Below are 15,285 nucleotides of genomic sequence, written 5' to 3' on the forward strand. Positions count from 1 at the left end.
GCTGACTACTCCAGCGCGCTCGCGGCCCGGACGATGGTCTCCTCGCCGTACTTCGGCCCGATTAGCTGCATCCCGACCGGCAGGCCGTCGGCCTCGCCGGCGGGCACGGAGATGGCGGGCAGGTCCGCGAGGTTCACGGGGACGGTGTTCGCGTCCGCGAGGTACATCGTCCGCGGGTCGTCGAGGCTCTCGCCGAGTTCGAACGGCGGGACCGGCATCGTCGGCGACGCGAGGACGTCCGCTTCCTCGAGGGACTCGTCGAAGTCCTGCTTGATCCACGCACGGGCGTCCTGTGCCTTCCCGTAGTAGCGGTCGTGGTAGCCCGCAGAGAGCGCGAACGTGCCCAGCAGGATCCGACGTTTGACCTCGGGGCCGAACCCTTCCTCGCGGGCCGTCGCGAACGCCTCGTTCCAGTTGCCGGCCTCGTCGAGGTCGTCGAAATCACCCGCCTCCACGGCGTTGAGGCCGTAGCGCGTGCCGTCGAAGCGCGCGAGGTTCGAGGAGGCCTCGGACATCGCGATGACGTAGTAGGCCGCGACGGCTTTCTCGACGGAGGGCATCGAGACTTCGACGTACTCGGCGCCCTGGTCCTCGAGGTCCGCGATGGCGTCCCAGAACGTCTCGACGACGCCCTCGTCCGCCCCCTCGATCAGTTCGACGGGGACGCCGATGGTCATCCCCTCCACGTCGCCGTCGGCGGCCGCGGCGTAGTTCGAGTCGTCGCCGTTCTCGACGGTCGTCGCGTCTCGCTCGTCGGAACCGGCGATCACGTCCAGCAGGCCCGCAGCCTCCTCGACGGTCGGCGCTATCGGGCCGATCTGTTCCAGCGAGTTCGCGTAGGCCACGAGACCGTACCGACTGACGAGGCCGTACGTCGGCTTGATCCCGACGACGCCACAGAACGCGGCGGGGGCACGGACCGATCCACCCGTGTCGCTCCCGAGTGCGAGGTCGGCCTCGCCGGCGGCGACTGCGGCGGCCGAGCCACCCGAGGAGCCACCCGGCACGCGGTCGGTGTCGACCGGATTCAGGGTCGCGCCGAAGTGCGACGTCTCGGTCGTCGACCCCATCCCGAACTCGTCCATGTTGGCCTTGCCGTTGATCGTCGCGCCGGCCTCTTTGAGGTGCTCGACGACCGTGGCGTCGTAGGGCGGGACGTAGCCCTCCAGCATCTTCGACCCGCAGGTGGTCTCGACGCCTTCGGTGGAGATGTTGTCCTTGACGGCGACCGTCTTGCCGGTGAGCGGGCCATCGTCGGCGCCCTCGATGCGCTCTTCGGTGATGTAGGCGTTTAGCTCGGCCATCTACGACACCCGGGGTCCCTTGAAGTAGCCGTCCTCGGTCTCGCTGGCGTTGCTGAGTGCCTCCTCCTGGGTGAGTCCCTCCTCGATCTCGTCGGCGCGCATCACGTTCACGAGGTCGGGTTCGCTCTCGACTTCGGGCACCTCGTCGAGGGTTTCGAAGTCCGCGAGCACCGCTTCGAACTGCTCGGCGAACTGTTCGACCTCGTCGTCGCTCAGATCCACCCGCGCGAGATCCGCAACCTCCCGGACCTCCTCGCCGGTGACCGCTGGCTCGTTCCCGTCGCTCATACTCTCCGGTCGCTCCGGATTGGGAGTAAGGGTTTCGGTGGGGCCCGAGACCGCCGTCGGAACGCCTTCGGGCGGACCAATCGGCCGGCCGAGCGTAAGCGTCGAGTTCGGCACGGACCCGCCGAAAGACGACCGGTGGCTCTGGGTTTGGGCTGCCGGCTACGCGGCCGTCGGCGGTCTCCCGCTCAGATCCCGATCTCGCGGCCGATCACGAGATGCTGGATCTCGCTGGTCCCCTCGCCGATCTCCATCAGTTTCGCGTCGCGGTAGAAGCGCTGCGGGGCGAAGTCCTCGGTGTAGCCGTAGCCGCCGAGGGTCTGGACCGCCTCCTCGGCGACCTCGCGGGCGGCCTCACTGGCGTCGAGTTTGGCGAGGGCGGACTCGCGGGTAACCTCCTCGCCCTGATCGTACGTCCACGCCGCCTTGTGGGTCAGCAGCCGAGCACGCTCGATCTTTCGGTGCATGTCCACGACCTTGTCCCGGATGGCGTCGAACTCCGAGATCGGCTGGCCGAACTGCTCGCGCTCGGTGGAGTAGTCACGCGCGGCCTCGTAGGCGCCCTGTGCGAGCCCTGTCGAGAGCGCGGCGATGCTGACGCGCCCGCCATCGAGGGTCTTTTTGGTCTGCTCCCAGCCCTCGCCCTCCTCGCCGAGCAGGCGGTCCTCGGGAATGCGTACGTCGTCGAGTTGGATCTCGCAGGTGGGCGAGGAGTTCAGGCCCATCTTGTCCCAGACCGTCGAGATCTCGAAGCCGTCGTCGTTCTCGGGGTCGACGATGAACGTCGAGATGCCGCCGTAGCCCGCGTCGGGGTCGGTGACGGCCTTCACGAGCACGCTGTTGGCGACGTTGGCGTTGGTGATGAACTGCTTCGTCCCGTTGAGCACGTACTCGTCGCCCTCTTTCACGGCCATCGTGTCCATGTCCGATGCGTCGGAGCCGCTCCCGGGTTCGGTGAGCGCCCACGCACCCATTCCCTCGCCCGTGGCGAGCGGTTTCAGCCACTCTTCTTTCTGTTCCTCGGTGCCGAACAGCTCGATGGGCTTGGAGCCAAGCGAGACGTGCGCGGCGTAGGAGAGCCCGATCCCGCCGGAGATCCGGCCGAGTTCCTCGGCGACGAGTGCGTACATGAACTGGTCGCCCCCGAGGCCGCCGTACTCCATCGAGACGGGCACGCCCATCATGTCCAGTTCGCCCAACTGCTCGAAGATCTCCTCGGGGAACCGGTGGTCGTTCTCGATCTCCTGGGCGATGGGTTCGATCTCCTCCTCGCAGAACTCCCGGACGGTGTCGCGGATCATCCGGTGTTCCTCGCTGTCGATCACGTCAAGCAGGCCAGGCTCGCTCATGCGCGGCCGTTCGTGGGAAGACGGCAAAAACCCCGCCGGTCCGCGGGCGTCGACGCCGACCGCCACCGGTGCGGTCGCTGGACGTACTCAGCGGCGCGTGGTCGGCGTAACCGACCAAAACAACGTGGGGAGAAACCAAACAGCGGTGTTCCGAAAAGTGGTGCTACCTGCCCGTTTCAGGGCATGTGGATGCTCTCTTCGGCTTCCAAGAGCTCGTGGTAGCGGTTGCGGATGGTGACTTCGCTGATGTTCGCGACTTCGCTGACCTCGGACTGGGTCACCTTCTCGTTGGTCAGGAGCGATGCGGCGTAGACGGCGGCGGCCGCGAGGCCGACCGGCGACTTGCCCGAGTGGACCTCCTGTTCCTTCGCGGTTTGGAGGAGCTGACGGGCGCGGCGCTCAGCCTCGTCGGAGAGACCGAGGTCGCTGGCAAACCGCGGGACGTACTGCTCGGGGTCGGCGGGCTGGATCTCGAGTTTGAGCTCGCGTACCACGTAGCGGTACGTCCGGGCGATCTCGTCCTTCTCGACGCGGGAGACCGCCGAAATCTCGTCGAGGCTACGCGGCGTGCCGGCCTTTCGGGCGGCGGCATAGAGGCTGGCCGTCGAGACGCCCTCGATGGAGCGGCCCGGCAGGAGGTCTTCGCCGAGTGCGCGTCGGTAGATCACGGAGGCAGTTTCGCGGACGTTCTCGGGGAGACCGAGCGCGGAGGCCATCCGGTCGATCTCGCCGAGTGCCTGCTTGAGGTTTCGTTCCTTGGAGTCCCGGGTCCGGAACCGCTCGTTCCAGGTTCGCAGGCGCTGCATCTTCTGGCGCTGGCTGGCCGATAGCTGGTTGCCGTAGGCGTCCTTGTCCTGCCAGCCGATGTTGGTCGACAGCCCCTTGTCGTGCATCATGTTCGTCGTGGGGGCGCCGACGCGGGACTTCTCGTCTTTCTCGCGGGAGTCGAACGCGCGCCACTCGGGGCCGCGGTCGATGCTGTCCTCGTCGACGACGAGGCCACAGTCCTGACAGACCGTCTCGCCGTGTTCGGTGTCGGTCGCGAGGCTGCCGCCGCACTCGGGACACTGCAGTTCGTCGACGGACTCCTGCTCCTCTTCGCTCTCTTCTTCGCTCTGTGCGGACTTGGCACGCTCGCTGGTGTACGCTTGGACTTTATCGCTCATTGGGTGTATTGGGGGAGAGACAGATGGGTCTGGACTGCGGATCGTCTCACGTCTGGGTAACACGCCACCCTACTTAACTCTGCTGGCTATTTTCCCGGTAAGTAGCTCAGACAGAAAGCCCTGTGTGGGCGTGACACGCCGTAATTCGGCAGTGTCAGCGATGCGTTTCGTTCGGCCGTGGGACCACCTACGGACTACTTGAGCGTTTCGTCGCGGTGAACCAGGGTGTTTATTGAGCGTTTCGCTCGGCAAACTCCCCGAAACGGTAGACTTTCAGCGCTCCCGTCGGGAGCGAACGGTATGTACGTCGTCGTCGTCGGGGCGGGGGATATCGGTCGCCCGCTCATCGAGATTGCCACGGCAGCGGGGAACGAAGTCGTCGTCGTCGAACGCGACGAAGCCAAGGCCGAAGCAGTCGCCAGCACCTACGACTGCCTCACGATCAACGACGACGCCACCGTGAAGGACACGCTCGAGGACGCGGGCGCGGGACGCGCCGACGCACTCATCTCGACGACCGACCGCGACGCGACCAACGTGATGGTCTGCCTGCTCGCCCAGGAACTGGCGGTACCTGCGGTGGTCTCGGTGGTCCACGACCCCGAACACATGTCGCTGTTCGAGCGCATCGGCGTCAACACGATGGAGAACCCCAGCCGACTGATCGCCGAACATCTCTTCCGAGCGGTCGAGCGCCCCTCCATCATCGACTACATGCGCGTCGGCGACGAGGCCGAGGTGTTCGAAATCGAGGTCACTCACGGCGCCCCCATCGCCGGCGAAACGCTCTCGGAAGCTGACGCGGCTGGCCACCTCCCGGATGATCTACTGGTCGTCGCCATCGAGCGCGGGGAGGTTGGCGAGGTGATCACCCCCCGCGGCGACACCGTCCTACAGGCCGGCGATCAGGTGACGGTGTTCGCCGCCCGCGGGATCACACCCGAGGTCACCAGCGTGTTCGGCCACGACGGGGGCGAGTAATGCCCGGGCGATACGGACGACTCGGGACCGATATCGCCACCATCGCCCGGGACGTCGGGTCGTTGGTCGCCATGGAGTCCGCGCTGATGGCCGGATCGGCGCTGGTCGCCGCGGTGTTCCGCGAGTGGCACGTCGCCGGCGCGTTCCTGCTCGCCGCGGCGGTCACCGGCGTCGTCGGCGTCGCGGGGCGTCGACGGTTCAGCGGAGCACCCCAGCCCAAGATGAAACACGGGATGGTGATCGCGGCCGGGGGCTGGTTCACCACCGCGCTGTTCGGCGCGCTCCCGTTCCTGCTCGCCGCCCATCTCACCCCGCCGGCGGCCGTCGCCGCCTACGTCCCCGCGGGCGCCGACTACAGCTCCAGCCTCTACTACTTCCGCGACCCGCTCCACGCGCTGTTCGAGAGCATGAGCGGCTGGACCGGCTCGGGGCTCACGATGGCGGTCCACGAACCCAGCCTCCCGCGGGCGATCCAGTGGTGGCGCTCGCTGATCCAGTGGGTCGGCGGCGTCGGCGTGGTGGTGCTGACGGTGTCGATTCTCGCACGCCCGGGATCTGGGAGCTACGCGCTCTACCGCTCGGAGGCCCGCGAGAAGAAGATCCACCCGAGCGTGGTCTCGACGGTCCGGACGGTCTGGAAGATCTTCCTGCTGTACACCGCGCTCTCGGTTGCGACGCTGTTCGCGGCGATCCTCGCCACCGAACGCGGGGCGAGCCTCTCCCTCGCGGCGGCGTTCTGGGAGGCGCTGAACCACGCCATGACCGGGCTCTCGACGGGTGGGTTCTCGATCACGGACAACTCTATTGCGACGTACAACTCGCCGCTGATCGAGGGTGTGCTGCTCCCGATGATGGCGCTGGGCGCCATCGCGTTCCCGGTCCACTACGCGATGCTGCAGGAGCGTGACCCCAGCCACCTCTGGGAGGACCTCCAGACGCGTTGGCTGTTCGTGCTGTTCGTGCTCGGGACGGCCGTGCTGATCGCTCAGAACGTCCTCACGCTCCCACAGGCAGCGGGGGCCTTCGTCGCCGAGGACTGGCTGGGGCTGTCGACGCTGGCCGAGACGGCCGGCCTCGGGCTGTCGCCGATGGCGGCCGATGCGAGCCGCGACGCCGTGTTCCAGTTCGTCTCGGCGCTCTCGTGTACGGGGTTCCAGTCGGCGCCGATCGGCGACTGGTCGGACGGCGGGAAGCTGATCCTCTCGGGGGCGATGGTCGTCGGCGGCGCCGCGGGGTCGACGGTTGGTGGGATCAAGATCATCCGCCTCTACACCATCGGTCGGGGGATCGCGTGGCAGTTCGGCCGGGTGTTCCTCCCGACCAACGCGGTCGTGACCGCAAAGATGGGCGACCGGACGCTGAACCGACAGGAGATGGAGGCGGAGTTCAGCGAGGCGGCCATCGTGAGCCTGCTCTGGGTCGTGTTGCTCGTCGTCGGGAGTCTGCTGATGGTGAACCTCGCGCCCGTGGAGTTCGGCTACGCCGACGCGCTGTTCGAGGTCGCGAGCGCCCAGGGGAACGTCGGGCTCTCGACGGGAATCGTCGGGCCGTCGATGGATCCGCGGCTGGAGGGGATGTTGCTGTTCAACATGTGGGTCGGGCGCCTGGAGATCATTCCCGTGCTCGCGCTGTTTCGGTCGTTGGTGTACGGGATGGAGCCGTAACCAGCCACGGCACACGACTGGCTCCGGCCTCCGTGCCGGAGCCACGGAGCTACGCCGTGGCTGTGGTAGACCAATCGCGGCGAGCGACCTGTCGAGTGCTCCGTCGCGCGACGGCGGAGCCCATGCCGCGGCTGTACGTAAGCCACCCACGGCACACGACTGGCTCCGGCCTCCGTGCCGGGGCCACGGAGCTACGCCGTGGCTGTGTGTAAGCCAACCGCGGCGAGCGACCTGTCGCGCGCTCCGTCACTCAACGGCGGAGCTAATCCTGTGTGCCATCGCTCCAGCCACCCTGGAAAGCGTGGTCTCGCGCTACGCCTTCGCAGTCAGCGCGGTCGTGAGTCGGTGCTCGACCGTGTCGATGCGGTCGAGCACGCGCGCGCCGTCAGCCAGCACGGGGTAGGTGGCATCGAGATCCCGGTAGAGGTAGCGATACACTGACTCGGTGTCGCGGCGCTGCCAGCCGAACGTCACGCCCTCGTGGAGCTGTTCCTGGCGTCTCTCGAGGGTCGTTTTCACCGACTGCCGTGCGTCCTCGAGGCAACTGTAGCGTTCCTGTAGCTCCTCGAACGACCGGCGTCGCAGGCGATCCCCGTCCAGTTCGCTCGCGTGGTCGGCCGTCCGTTCCAGCGCGTCGCCGGCCGACTCGAGACGGCGGCGCTCCCGGTCGAGCGTATCGAGATACTGATTTCGCTGCTTGCGGCTCTCCTCGGCGCTCGACAGTACCGCACGTTTGACCTGAGGTGAAAGCCCGTCGTTGACCACCACGGCGCCGGCGACGCCGTCGCCGAACTCGTTGGCGAGATGCTCCGGGAACGACTCCCCGTAATCGCGCTCGTAGTGGTCGACGGCCATCACCGTCTCGCGATAGCGTTTCCGGAGCGTCGCCATCTCGCCGGACTGGCTGTTGGCGCTGACGACGCCCGCGCCGCCGGCTTCGACGCTCGGCGTCGGGCCGGGTGCGGGGATCGACTCCACGTCGGCCGCGAACGTCGAGAGCGCCTCTCGCTCGTCGATGACTGCCTCGCGCTCACGCCCGAGCGCCGCCAGCGCGGCGCGTACGTTCACCCGCGGCGCGAACAGCAGCCCCGCTGACAGCCCGGACCACAGCAGGAACGCGATCATCGCGCCCGCGACAGCCGCTGCACAGCCAAAGGCGCCGCTGCACGTGGCAACCCCCCCTTCCACCTCCGGTCCGAGACTGTAGGATGCGGGCATCTGTTGAATGTATCACTCGTGGCAACCCACTTCAAACAATCGGGGGTTGTAAGAATCCGGTAACGCACCCCCATCGACAGAGCGAAGCAGCCTCCGTCACTAGAGCCGATATGGTGAAAATGGTCGTGCTGCTGGTCCGCAAGGAATCACTCAGCTACGAGGCGTTCCGTCGCTACTGGGAGGACGAACACGTCCCGATGGTCGAGGCGCTGCCGGGGGTCCAGCGCTACGTAACCTCCCACCCGACCGACCCCGAGAAATCCGCTTACGCCGGCGTCGCCGAGGTGTACTTCGAGGAGATGGACGACCTCGGTGCGGCCTTCGAGTCCGAGGCCGGCCAGGCGCTCCAGGAAGACGCCGCCGAGTTCTCGGATCAGGAGGCCGGCGAAGTGATGTTCATGGAGGAGACCGAGCAGTTCGTCGCGGAGTAACTCACAGGACTCCGTCTTCTTGCAGTGCCGCGATCCGTTCCTCGCTGTACCCCAACTCCGCCAGCACCTCGTCGGTGTGCTCGCCCAGCAGGGGCGGGTGACGGCGAGCAGTCGCCGCGTACTCCCGGAACTGCATCGGCGACCCCGGTAGCTGAACCTCGCCAGCGGTGGGGTGTGAGACCTCCTGCAGCATCCCACGGGCGTCGACCTGCGGGTCGTCGAACGCCTCCAGCACGTTCCGGATCCGGCCGACCGGCACGTCGTTTTCCCGGAGCAGATCAACCACCTCGTCCACCGTGCTGTCGGTGAACGTGTCGGTGAGGATCGCTTCCAGTGCCTCCCGGTTCTTGACACGCTTTTCGTTGCTCTCGAAACGCGGGTCGTCGACGAGGTCGGGACGGTCGAGTGCCTCACAGAGTCGGTACCAGATCGCCTCGCTCGCACAGGCGACGACGACGTAGCCGTCGGCGGTCTCGAACGCCTGATACGGCGCGATGTTGGGGTGGCGCGAACCCATCCGTTCGGGCGCCTCGCCGGAGGCGAACGCGTCGGTCGCCATGTAGGAGAGCCACGCCAGCAGCGAGTCGAACAGCGAGATGTCGATTCGCTCGCCGCCCTCATCAGCGAATTCGCGGCGGAACAGCGCCGCGAGGATCGATTGGGTGGCGTACATCCCGGCCGCGAGGTCGGCGACGGCGACGCCGACGCGCACTGGCGGGCGCCCCTCCTCGCCGGTGATGCTCATCATCCCCGCCTCGGCCTGCATCATCAGGTCGTAGGCGGGGCGCTCTGCCAGCGGGCCAGTCTGTCCGTACCCCGTGATGGAGCAGAACACCAGTCCGGGGTTCTCCGCCCGCAAGGACTCGTAGTCGATCCCCCACTCCGCGGCCTTGCCGACGCGGAAGTTCTCGAGCACTACGTCCGCCTCGGCGGCGAGGTCCCGGAACGTCTCCCGTCCCGCCTCGGTGGCCATGTTGATCGTGATCGAGCGCTTGTTGCGGTTGATGCTGGCGTAGTAGGAACCGGCGCCCTCGCCGAAACTCGGCGGCGTCCAGCCGCGGGTCTGGTCGCCCACGTCCGGGCGTTCGACCTTGATCACGTCGGCGCCGAGGTCACCCAACTGCATCCCGCAGAACGGGCCGGCGAGCACGCGCGAGGCGTCGAGTACGGTCACGCCGTCGAGCGGGCCGGTCTGGTCGTCGGTCATGCACCGACCCCGGCGGGCCAGCGTCTTAGTGGTTCCCACGCGGGACGCTCGATCACCGCTCCCGCTCACCCACCGTCGATGGGCCGCGCCGCCGTCGACGCCGGTAGGAACAGGAGGTGGTCGAACGACGCCGGAAGATTCGTCCGGGCGTACCCTTCCTCAGCGTCAGCCTTCGGATCGAACACCGAGCCCACGTAGCGCGTCCGACGTTCCGTGGCGAGCCACGGTTCGAGTCGCCCGTCTACGGCTGCTGCGCGGAGGTCAAGCAGGTACGGCGCCCCATCGACTGCCGCGAACGTCGCTGACGCGCTCTCTTCGATGGGTGTACCCACCGAGAACGTCTCCACCTCGCCGCTCCCGGCGCCGGCAGCGCGGAACGACCCGCGAGCGAAGTCGAACCCGACGGGCCGGTAGTCGTCGCCGAGTTCGCGGTCCAGCCGCTCGCCCATCGTCGTCGCGTCGGCCCACGGCGTGCCGTCGTCGAACGTCCCCCGCTGGACGTGGCCGTCGTGGGCCCAGAGCGCGACGCCAGCCCCGGCGTCCTGCGCCAGCGTCCAGCGCGCGTTCTCCGCCATGAACCGGTCGCGGGCCGCCATCCCCGCCTCGTGCGGCCCGGGCTGTTCGTGTCTGACTCGTGCCCACTCGCAGGCCTGTTCGACCACGCGACAGAGGTGCCGCGCGGTTTCCCACGAGACGGGCGTCGATGTCGTCTCGGCGTTGTCGCGCGTCGCCGCCACGTGGTCGGTGAGCGTCTCGGCGGCCGCGGCTACCGCGTCGAGCGCCTGCGCTCGCTCGTGTGGGCCGTCCGGAACTGTGGCGTCGGCGACGGTGCGGAGCGCCTCGCTGTCGAGGATCCTGTGGTCGACTGCCTCGAAATACGGCCGGAGCGGCGCCGCGGGTGCCGACGGCGTGGAGAGGTCGACGCCCCGGATCCGAACACGGTCGCTGGAGGACCGCTCATCGTTGAACGTCCGGAGCCACGCCAACAACTTCCCCACGGACTCGGTTTGCCACTGCCACATCTCCAGATCCGCGAGCGCCGAGGCGGGGGCGTTGGATCCAAAGTCGCGGACGAACGAATCAAGCGCCGTCGCTGCCGCCGCGTCGGCCTCGAACGCCACAGTCCGGTAGCCGTGCTCGGCGACTAGCGTCTTGATCAGCCGCGCTTTGTGGCGGAAACACTCCCGCGTCCCGTGGGTCGCCTCGCCGAGGCCGATGATCCGGGCCTCGTCAGGCGCCAGCGAGTGCGTCGGCGGGTCGTCGACGCCGGAACCGGCCGCCGGTATCAAGGTCGCGTGCTCGCTGATCGCCGCGAGTCGATCGGGTGGCGGGCACATGTGGGTAGGCTGTCGCTCCGGTGTGAAGAACGCTCCCAGTTCGGTTCACATACCGTGCGAACTTTTACCAATATGGAACGCATCAACATCACCCGATGGTCGGGCCACAGTTCGCCTGTCAGGAGTGTGCTCGAACGGTGAGTAACCTCTCGTACCGGGCCGTCTGCCCGGACTGTGGCGGCGAACTCGGGCGCCAACGGGCCTGACCGGCCGCTCTCGCGGAGGTGTGCTGACTCACCGACGGGCGCGGCGCTCGTCGACGCCGGACGCTCCGGAAAACGAGGCGACCGCGTTCAGAACAGTTTCAGGTTTTCACGGAACCCTTGTCGGCCTGTTCGATGCCGAACTCCGTCCCTGGCTCCCCCCAGATCGGGCCGCCGATGTCCTCGAGGAGGAAGCATTTCTCGAGAGAACTGTGGGTGAAATATTCCCGCGGATGGTGGCTCGTGTGAACACGTAACAACACTCAAGTGGGCTCCCAGCCACTCTCGCGTCGTGTACCGCGCGAAGATATATCTCAGACTTGACGCCAACTGTGTCCTGAGTCGGGTAACCGACGAGTGGGACATCTCCTTCCCGGTCAGTACTGAGGAGGTCATCGGCGGCGACCAGGTGCGGTTCGTCCTCGACGCTGGCGACCGGATCGACGAGATCGCGACGGCACTTTCGGCGTCGGCGGAAGTGGTCGATCTCGATCGCGTCGAGGAGGGGCGTCTCGCCGTCACCAAGCATGCCTGTGGTGCGCTCCCGATCATCCGCGAGAACCACGGGATGCTACAGGGCCGGGACCGCGTCAGTGGCGACCAGCGCGTGTTCGACGTGGTAGTCTACCGCCGCGCGGACCTCCGCAATATGATGGAGGAGCTATCGGCGATCAGCACGGTCCGACTGGGACGGCTCTCGCCGTACCTCGAACCCGACAGCATGCTCTCGGAGCGCCAGTCGGAGGTCGTCACGACAGCACTCGAACGGGGGTACTACGAGTGGCCCCGCGAGGTTGACGCCGAAACCCTGGCCGAGGAGTTGGATATCGCCCACTCGACGTTCCTCGAACACCTTCGAAAGGCCGAGCGTGCCCTTCTCGAAGACGCACTCAGCCGCGGCGACCGCAGCGGCGTCCCCGGCCCGGATGAGGCGGCGTTCATGCGTGAGTCCGACCCGGCCCCCGGTCCATCGAGAACTTAAAGAGCCGACGAGTGTAGGCGGGAAGGCCAACCATCCGAAACTATGGTGATAGAAGACATGGCACGCAAACGGTTCACACGCCGGCGGTTCGTCGGCGCCGCTGGGACGACAGCGACGCTAGGGATCACCGGCTGCCTCGGCGGTGGCGGCGGCGGTGGAGACACGATCCGGTACCTCTCGGACCGCGGGGACTCCAGCGACGTGATCGACGAGATCATCGCTGAGTTCGAGGGGGAATACGACTACACGGTCGACGTAACGTACACGTCCCGAGGGACGTCGACGGACGAGGAGCTCCAGCAGATGCTGGCGGCGGGCAATCCGCCGGACATCGTATTCGACACCTCGACGGACGCGTACCGCTACCAGCGAAACGGCAACCTCGCGCCGGTTTCCGACGCGGTGCAGGGGACCGGCCTCCCCGACCCGGTCAACGTCGACGGCGAGTCCTACTTCGCGCCGACCATCGTCGAACCGCTGATGGGGTGGTACCGGAACGATATCTACGAGGAGAAGCCGACCACGTTTGAGACGTGGCGCAGCGAGGCCCAGCGGGTCACCGAGGAGGAGGACGACATCGACGGCTACATCGTCCAGTCCGGCCAGACCAACAACGCCGCGACTGCCACGACCCAGTACCTCTGGCAGAACGACGTGGAGATTTACGGCGGCCCGTCCGACAACATCGAGGTCACCATCGACCAGGGCGACAACCGGAACCGAGCCGTCGAGACGTACTCGTGGCTCCAGGAGATGAGCGAGTACTCACCCACCGGCTCTGGATGGGGATGGGGCGACGGGACCCAAGCGCTTCAGCAGGAGAACGCGGCGGGGCTGATGTCCGTCGGCGGCCTCCCCATCCTGACCATCCGCGAGAACCGACCAGATCTGGTCGAGAACCTCTCGCCGACTGGGTTCCCGATTCCGGAGGGAGGCCAGCAGGACAAGTGGTGGGCCTACATGGAAGGTCACGTTGTCCGGAACGACGGCGACGCTACCGAGGGCGCCCAGGAGTTCGCGCGGTTCTTCAGCGAGTCCGACCGCTTCCTCGACTTCGTGCTGTCGGCGCCGCTGTTCCAGTGGCCGCCCACGGAGGAGGGCCTCAACAGCGACGCGGTACAGGAAAACGAGGTTCTCGCGGAGCACCAGGACGCGGTGGACCTGATTCGGGACAACTGGGACGCGTTCACCACCGTTCTCGAAACGGGGGACGGGGGGGTGCCGAACATCGTCGCCGCCGACGCGTACGGCCAGCAGATGTTCGGCCAGTCGGCCGAGCAGATGCTCGTGGGGGGACGCTCGCCCGAGGAGACCGTCGACTGGATCGCCGAAGAGCTCCGCGGCCTGCAGGAGGAGTAGCGCTCCTCGATGTCCGCTGTCAGTACCCTGCAGGGAAGGCTCGCTGAGTTCGACGAGAAGCGACTGCTGTTGCTCGCGACGTTCGTCCCGTTCACGCTGTTTTTCGTCCTGGTCTGGGGCGTCCCCATCGGCTACGCGCTGGGGATGAGCCTGTTCTCGGACCCGACTGGGGCCGCGGAGTTCGCCGCGTTCGCGAACTACGCGGGCGTTCTCACCTCGGAGCTGTTCAGCACCGCGCTGTTCAACAGTGTCGTCTACGCGCTCTCCTCGACGATTCTCAGCCTGGTGCTGGGACTGGGGCTCGCGCTTGTGGTCAACCGGGAGATAACGGGCGGCAACGCCCTGCGGACGATGATGATCTTCCCGTACCTGCTACCGACGCTGGTGGTCATCTTCATGTGGACGTTCCTGCTCGACCCCAACGTCGGCGCGGTGAACCAGTTCCTGCTGGACTACGGGCTAGTACAGGAGCCGCTGGCCTTCTTCTCGTCGACGCAGTGGGCGATGCCTGCTGTCGTCGTCGCCAGCGTCTGGAAGTACGGCTCCTTCGCCTTCTTCATCCTGCTTGCGCGCTTGCAGGCCATCGACCCGAACCTCTATGAGCGCGCCCGCGTCGAGGGGGCGTCGACGTGGCAGGCCTTCCGTGACATCACGGTCCCGCACCTGCGTGGGGCGATCCTGATCATCATCCTCGTCAGAGGGATCTGGATGTTCAACAAGTTCGACATCATCTACCTCGCGACCCGCGGTGGACCGCTCGACGCCACGACCACGCTGCCGATCATGGTGTACGAACTGGCGTTCCGGGGCTCGCCCAACTTCGGCGGGGCGACGGCGCTTGCCGGAATCATGTTCATGCTGCTGGCGGCCGTCGCCGTCGTCTACTTCTGGGTCTTCGAGCCCGAACAGGAGGTGGCGAACTGATGCTGGGACTCGGAAAAGGCCCGGCCGGGAAGTACGTCAGTCAACGCACGCAGGAACGGGTGCGTCGGGTATCGGTCATCCTCACCGCGCTGCTGGTGGCTATCTTCGTCAGCATCCCGGTGTACGTGATGATCGCCATCGCGTTCCAGCCCGCGACCACGACGTTCCGTGGCGGCACGGTGAACCTGCTGTTCGACTCGTTCACGTTCGAGAACTTCGTGTTGCTGTTCACTGACACCGGCACGCCACGCTACCTGTTCAACAGCCTCATCGTCACGGCGTCGTCGACGCTGCTGGCGACGGCGCTGTCAGTGGCGGCGGGCTACGGGCTGACCCGCTTCGAGTTCCGCGGGAAGACGATGGCCGCACGCGCGGTGCTGTTCGCGTACATGTTCAGCCCCATCGTGCTCGCCATCCCGCTGTACGTCATCTTCTTCACGCTGGGACTGCTCGACAGCTACTTCGCGCTCACGCTGGCGCTGACGGGTATCTCCGCGCCGTTCGGTATCTGGCTGATGTGGCAGTACTTCCAGACGGTACCCATCGCACTCGAGGAGTCGGCGTGGATCCGCGGCGCGAGCCGAACCCGGACGCTCTGGGAGGTGGTCCTCCCGGTCGCGCGACCCGGCACCATCGCGACCGCGATATTCTCCTTTTCGGTCGCGTGGAACGACTTCACGATGGCCCGCGTGGTGATGAGTCAGGACGAGATGTACCCCATCACCGTCGGCGCCAGCCTGTTCCTCGACCGGGTGACCATCGGCTGGTCCGAAACCATGGCGGCAGCGGTGCTGATGTCGCTACCGCCGTTCGCGATAGCACTGTTCCTCCAGAACTACCTGCTGCAGGGCTTCAACGTCGGAGGCCTCGAATAA

At 66.8% G+C, this 15,285-nt stretch carries 14 protein-coding genes; 7 read left to right on the plus strand and 7 right to left on the minus strand.

The window, feature by feature from the left end:
• Nucleotides 1–5 precede the first annotated feature (5 nt).
• The 4 genes from gatA to J2753_RS09040 form a co-directional block, all read right to left on the minus strand.
• Nucleotides 6–1,304, minus strand: a complete 1,299-nt coding sequence (gene gatA / locus J2753_RS09025) for an Asp-tRNA(Asn)/Glu-tRNA(Gln) amidotransferase subunit GatA (RefSeq protein ID WP_209491602.1) — start codon at nucleotides 1,302–1,304, stop codon at nucleotides 6–8.
• Complete coding sequence (gatC, locus tag J2753_RS09030; RefSeq protein WP_209491603.1) at nucleotides 1,305–1,592, minus strand: Asp-tRNA(Asn)/Glu-tRNA(Gln) amidotransferase subunit GatC; 288 nt, start codon at nucleotides 1,590–1,592, stop codon at nucleotides 1,305–1,307. It lies immediately after the preceding gene.
• A 185-nt stretch (nucleotides 1,593–1,777) separates the two neighbouring features.
• Nucleotides 1,778–2,938, minus strand: coding sequence for an acyl-CoA dehydrogenase family protein (locus J2753_RS09035; RefSeq protein WP_209491604.1), 1,161 nt, complete (start codon nucleotides 2,936–2,938; stop codon nucleotides 1,778–1,780).
• Between the two features lie 176 nt (nucleotides 2,939–3,114).
• A complete protein-coding gene (locus tag J2753_RS09040; protein ID WP_209491605.1) occupies nucleotides 3,115–4,104 on the minus strand; it encodes a transcription initiation factor IIB in 990 nt (329 codons plus the stop codon).
• A 300-nt stretch (nucleotides 4,105–4,404) separates the two neighbouring features.
• On the opposite strand from J2753_RS09040, the gene J2753_RS09045 reads away from it, so the two are divergent.
• Together J2753_RS09045 and J2753_RS09050 are read left to right on the plus strand one after the other, a co-directional pair.
• On the plus strand, nucleotides 4,405–5,085 hold the full coding sequence (locus tag J2753_RS09045; RefSeq protein ID WP_209491606.1) for a potassium channel family protein: 681 nt from the start codon (nucleotides 4,405–4,407) through the stop codon (nucleotides 5,083–5,085).
• Entirely contained in the window at nucleotides 5,085–6,749 is a 1,665-nt protein-coding gene (locus J2753_RS09050; protein ID WP_209491607.1) for a TrkH family potassium uptake protein, read from the plus strand. Before J2753_RS09045 ends, J2753_RS09050 begins: the two co-directional genes overlap by 1 nt.
• A gap of 312 nt (nucleotides 6,750–7,061) precedes the next feature.
• On the opposite strand, the gene J2753_RS09055 is transcribed toward J2753_RS09050, so the two are convergent.
• The gene (locus tag J2753_RS09055; protein WP_209491608.1) at nucleotides 7,062–7,967 is read right to left on the minus strand and encodes a DUF7260 family protein; all 906 of its coding nucleotides are present in this window, start codon (nucleotides 7,965–7,967) and stop codon (nucleotides 7,062–7,064) included.
• A 110-nt stretch (nucleotides 7,968–8,077) separates the two neighbouring features.
• Here J2753_RS09055 and J2753_RS09060 point away from each other — a divergent pair, with 110 nt between their 5' ends.
• Entirely contained in the window at nucleotides 8,078–8,398 is a 321-nt protein-coding gene (locus J2753_RS09060; protein ID WP_209491609.1) for an EthD family reductase, read from the plus strand.
• A 1-nt stretch (nucleotide 8,399) separates the two neighbouring features.
• Here the strand turns inward: J2753_RS09060 and J2753_RS09065 are convergent, their stop codons facing one another.
• The gene (locus J2753_RS09065; RefSeq protein WP_209491610.1) at nucleotides 8,400–9,605 is read right to left on the minus strand and encodes a CaiB/BaiF CoA transferase family protein; all 1,206 of its coding nucleotides are present in this window, start codon (nucleotides 9,603–9,605) and stop codon (nucleotides 8,400–8,402) included.
• A gap of 65 nt (nucleotides 9,606–9,670) precedes the next feature.
• Nucleotides 9,671–10,942 (minus strand): erythromycin esterase family protein, encoded by a 1,272-nt coding sequence (locus tag J2753_RS09070; protein ID WP_209491611.1) that lies wholly within the window; start codon nucleotides 10,940–10,942, stop codon nucleotides 9,671–9,673.
• 495 nt (nucleotides 10,943–11,437) lie between these two features.
• Here J2753_RS09070 and J2753_RS09075 point away from each other — a divergent pair, with 495 nt between their 5' ends.
• From J2753_RS09075 to J2753_RS09090, 4 genes are read left to right on the plus strand one after another with little or no spacing between them, the layout of a single operon-like run.
• The gene (locus J2753_RS09075; RefSeq protein ID WP_209491612.1) at nucleotides 11,438–12,127 is read left to right on the plus strand and encodes a helix-turn-helix domain-containing protein; all 690 of its coding nucleotides are present in this window, start codon (nucleotides 11,438–11,440) and stop codon (nucleotides 12,125–12,127) included.
• Between the two features lie 57 nt (nucleotides 12,128–12,184).
• Nucleotides 12,185–13,486, plus strand: a complete 1,302-nt coding sequence (locus tag J2753_RS09080; RefSeq protein ID WP_209491613.1) for an ABC transporter substrate-binding protein — start codon at nucleotides 12,185–12,187, stop codon at nucleotides 13,484–13,486.
• Nucleotides 13,487–13,495: 9 nt separating this feature from the next.
• Nucleotides 13,496–14,410 carry a carbohydrate ABC transporter permease gene (locus tag J2753_RS09085; protein WP_209491614.1) on the plus strand — a complete coding sequence of 305 codons (915 nt, stop codon included), beginning with the start codon at nucleotides 13,496–13,498 and terminating at the stop codon, nucleotides 14,408–14,410.
• Complete coding sequence (locus J2753_RS09090) at nucleotides 14,410–15,285, plus strand: carbohydrate ABC transporter permease (RefSeq protein ID WP_209491615.1); 876 nt, start codon at nucleotides 14,410–14,412, stop codon at nucleotides 15,283–15,285. Before J2753_RS09085 ends, J2753_RS09090 begins: the two co-directional genes overlap by 1 nt.

The sequence above is a fragment of the Halolamina salifodinae genome, from assembly GCF_017874235.1.
Classification (GTDB): Archaea; Halobacteriota; Halobacteria; order Halobacteriales; family Haloferacaceae; genus Halolamina; species Halolamina salifodinae.

Bases quoted from the DNA above. Each gene is read 5' to 3' on its own strand.
- gatA (WP_209491602.1), bottom strand. From the start codon at position 1,304: ATGGCCGAGCTAAACGCCTACATCACCGAAGAGCGCATCGAGGGCGCC.
- gatC (WP_209491603.1), bottom strand. From the start codon at position 1,592: ATGAGCGACGGGAACGAGCCAGCGGTCACCGGCGAGGAGGTCCGGGAG.
- J2753_RS09035 (WP_209491604.1), bottom strand. From the start codon at position 2,938: ATGAGCGAGCCTGGCCTGCTTGACGTGATCGACAGCGAGGAACACCGG.
- J2753_RS09040 (WP_209491605.1), bottom strand. From the start codon at position 4,104: ATGAGCGATAAAGTCCAAGCGTACACCAGCGAGCGTGCCAAGTCCGCA.
- J2753_RS09045 (WP_209491606.1), top strand. From the start codon at position 4,405: ATGTACGTCGTCGTCGTCGGGGCGGGGGATATCGGTCGCCCGCTCATC.
- J2753_RS09050 (WP_209491607.1), top strand. From the start codon at position 5,085: ATGCCCGGGCGATACGGACGACTCGGGACCGATATCGCCACCATCGCC.
- J2753_RS09055 (WP_209491608.1), bottom strand. From the start codon at position 7,967: ATGCCCGCATCCTACAGTCTCGGACCGGAGGTGGAAGGGGGGGTTGCC.
- J2753_RS09060 (WP_209491609.1), top strand. From the start codon at position 8,078: ATGGTGAAAATGGTCGTGCTGCTGGTCCGCAAGGAATCACTCAGCTAC.
- J2753_RS09065 (WP_209491610.1), bottom strand. From the start codon at position 9,605: ATGACCGACGACCAGACCGGCCCGCTCGACGGCGTGACCGTACTCGAC.
- J2753_RS09070 (WP_209491611.1), bottom strand. From the start codon at position 10,942: ATGTGCCCGCCACCCGATCGACTCGCGGCGATCAGCGAGCACGCGACC.
- J2753_RS09080 (WP_209491613.1), top strand. From the start codon at position 12,185: ATGGCACGCAAACGGTTCACACGCCGGCGGTTCGTCGGCGCCGCTGGG.
- J2753_RS09085 (WP_209491614.1), top strand. From the start codon at position 13,496: ATGTCCGCTGTCAGTACCCTGCAGGGAAGGCTCGCTGAGTTCGACGAG.
- J2753_RS09090 (WP_209491615.1), top strand. From the start codon at position 14,410: ATGCTGGGACTCGGAAAAGGCCCGGCCGGGAAGTACGTCAGTCAACGC.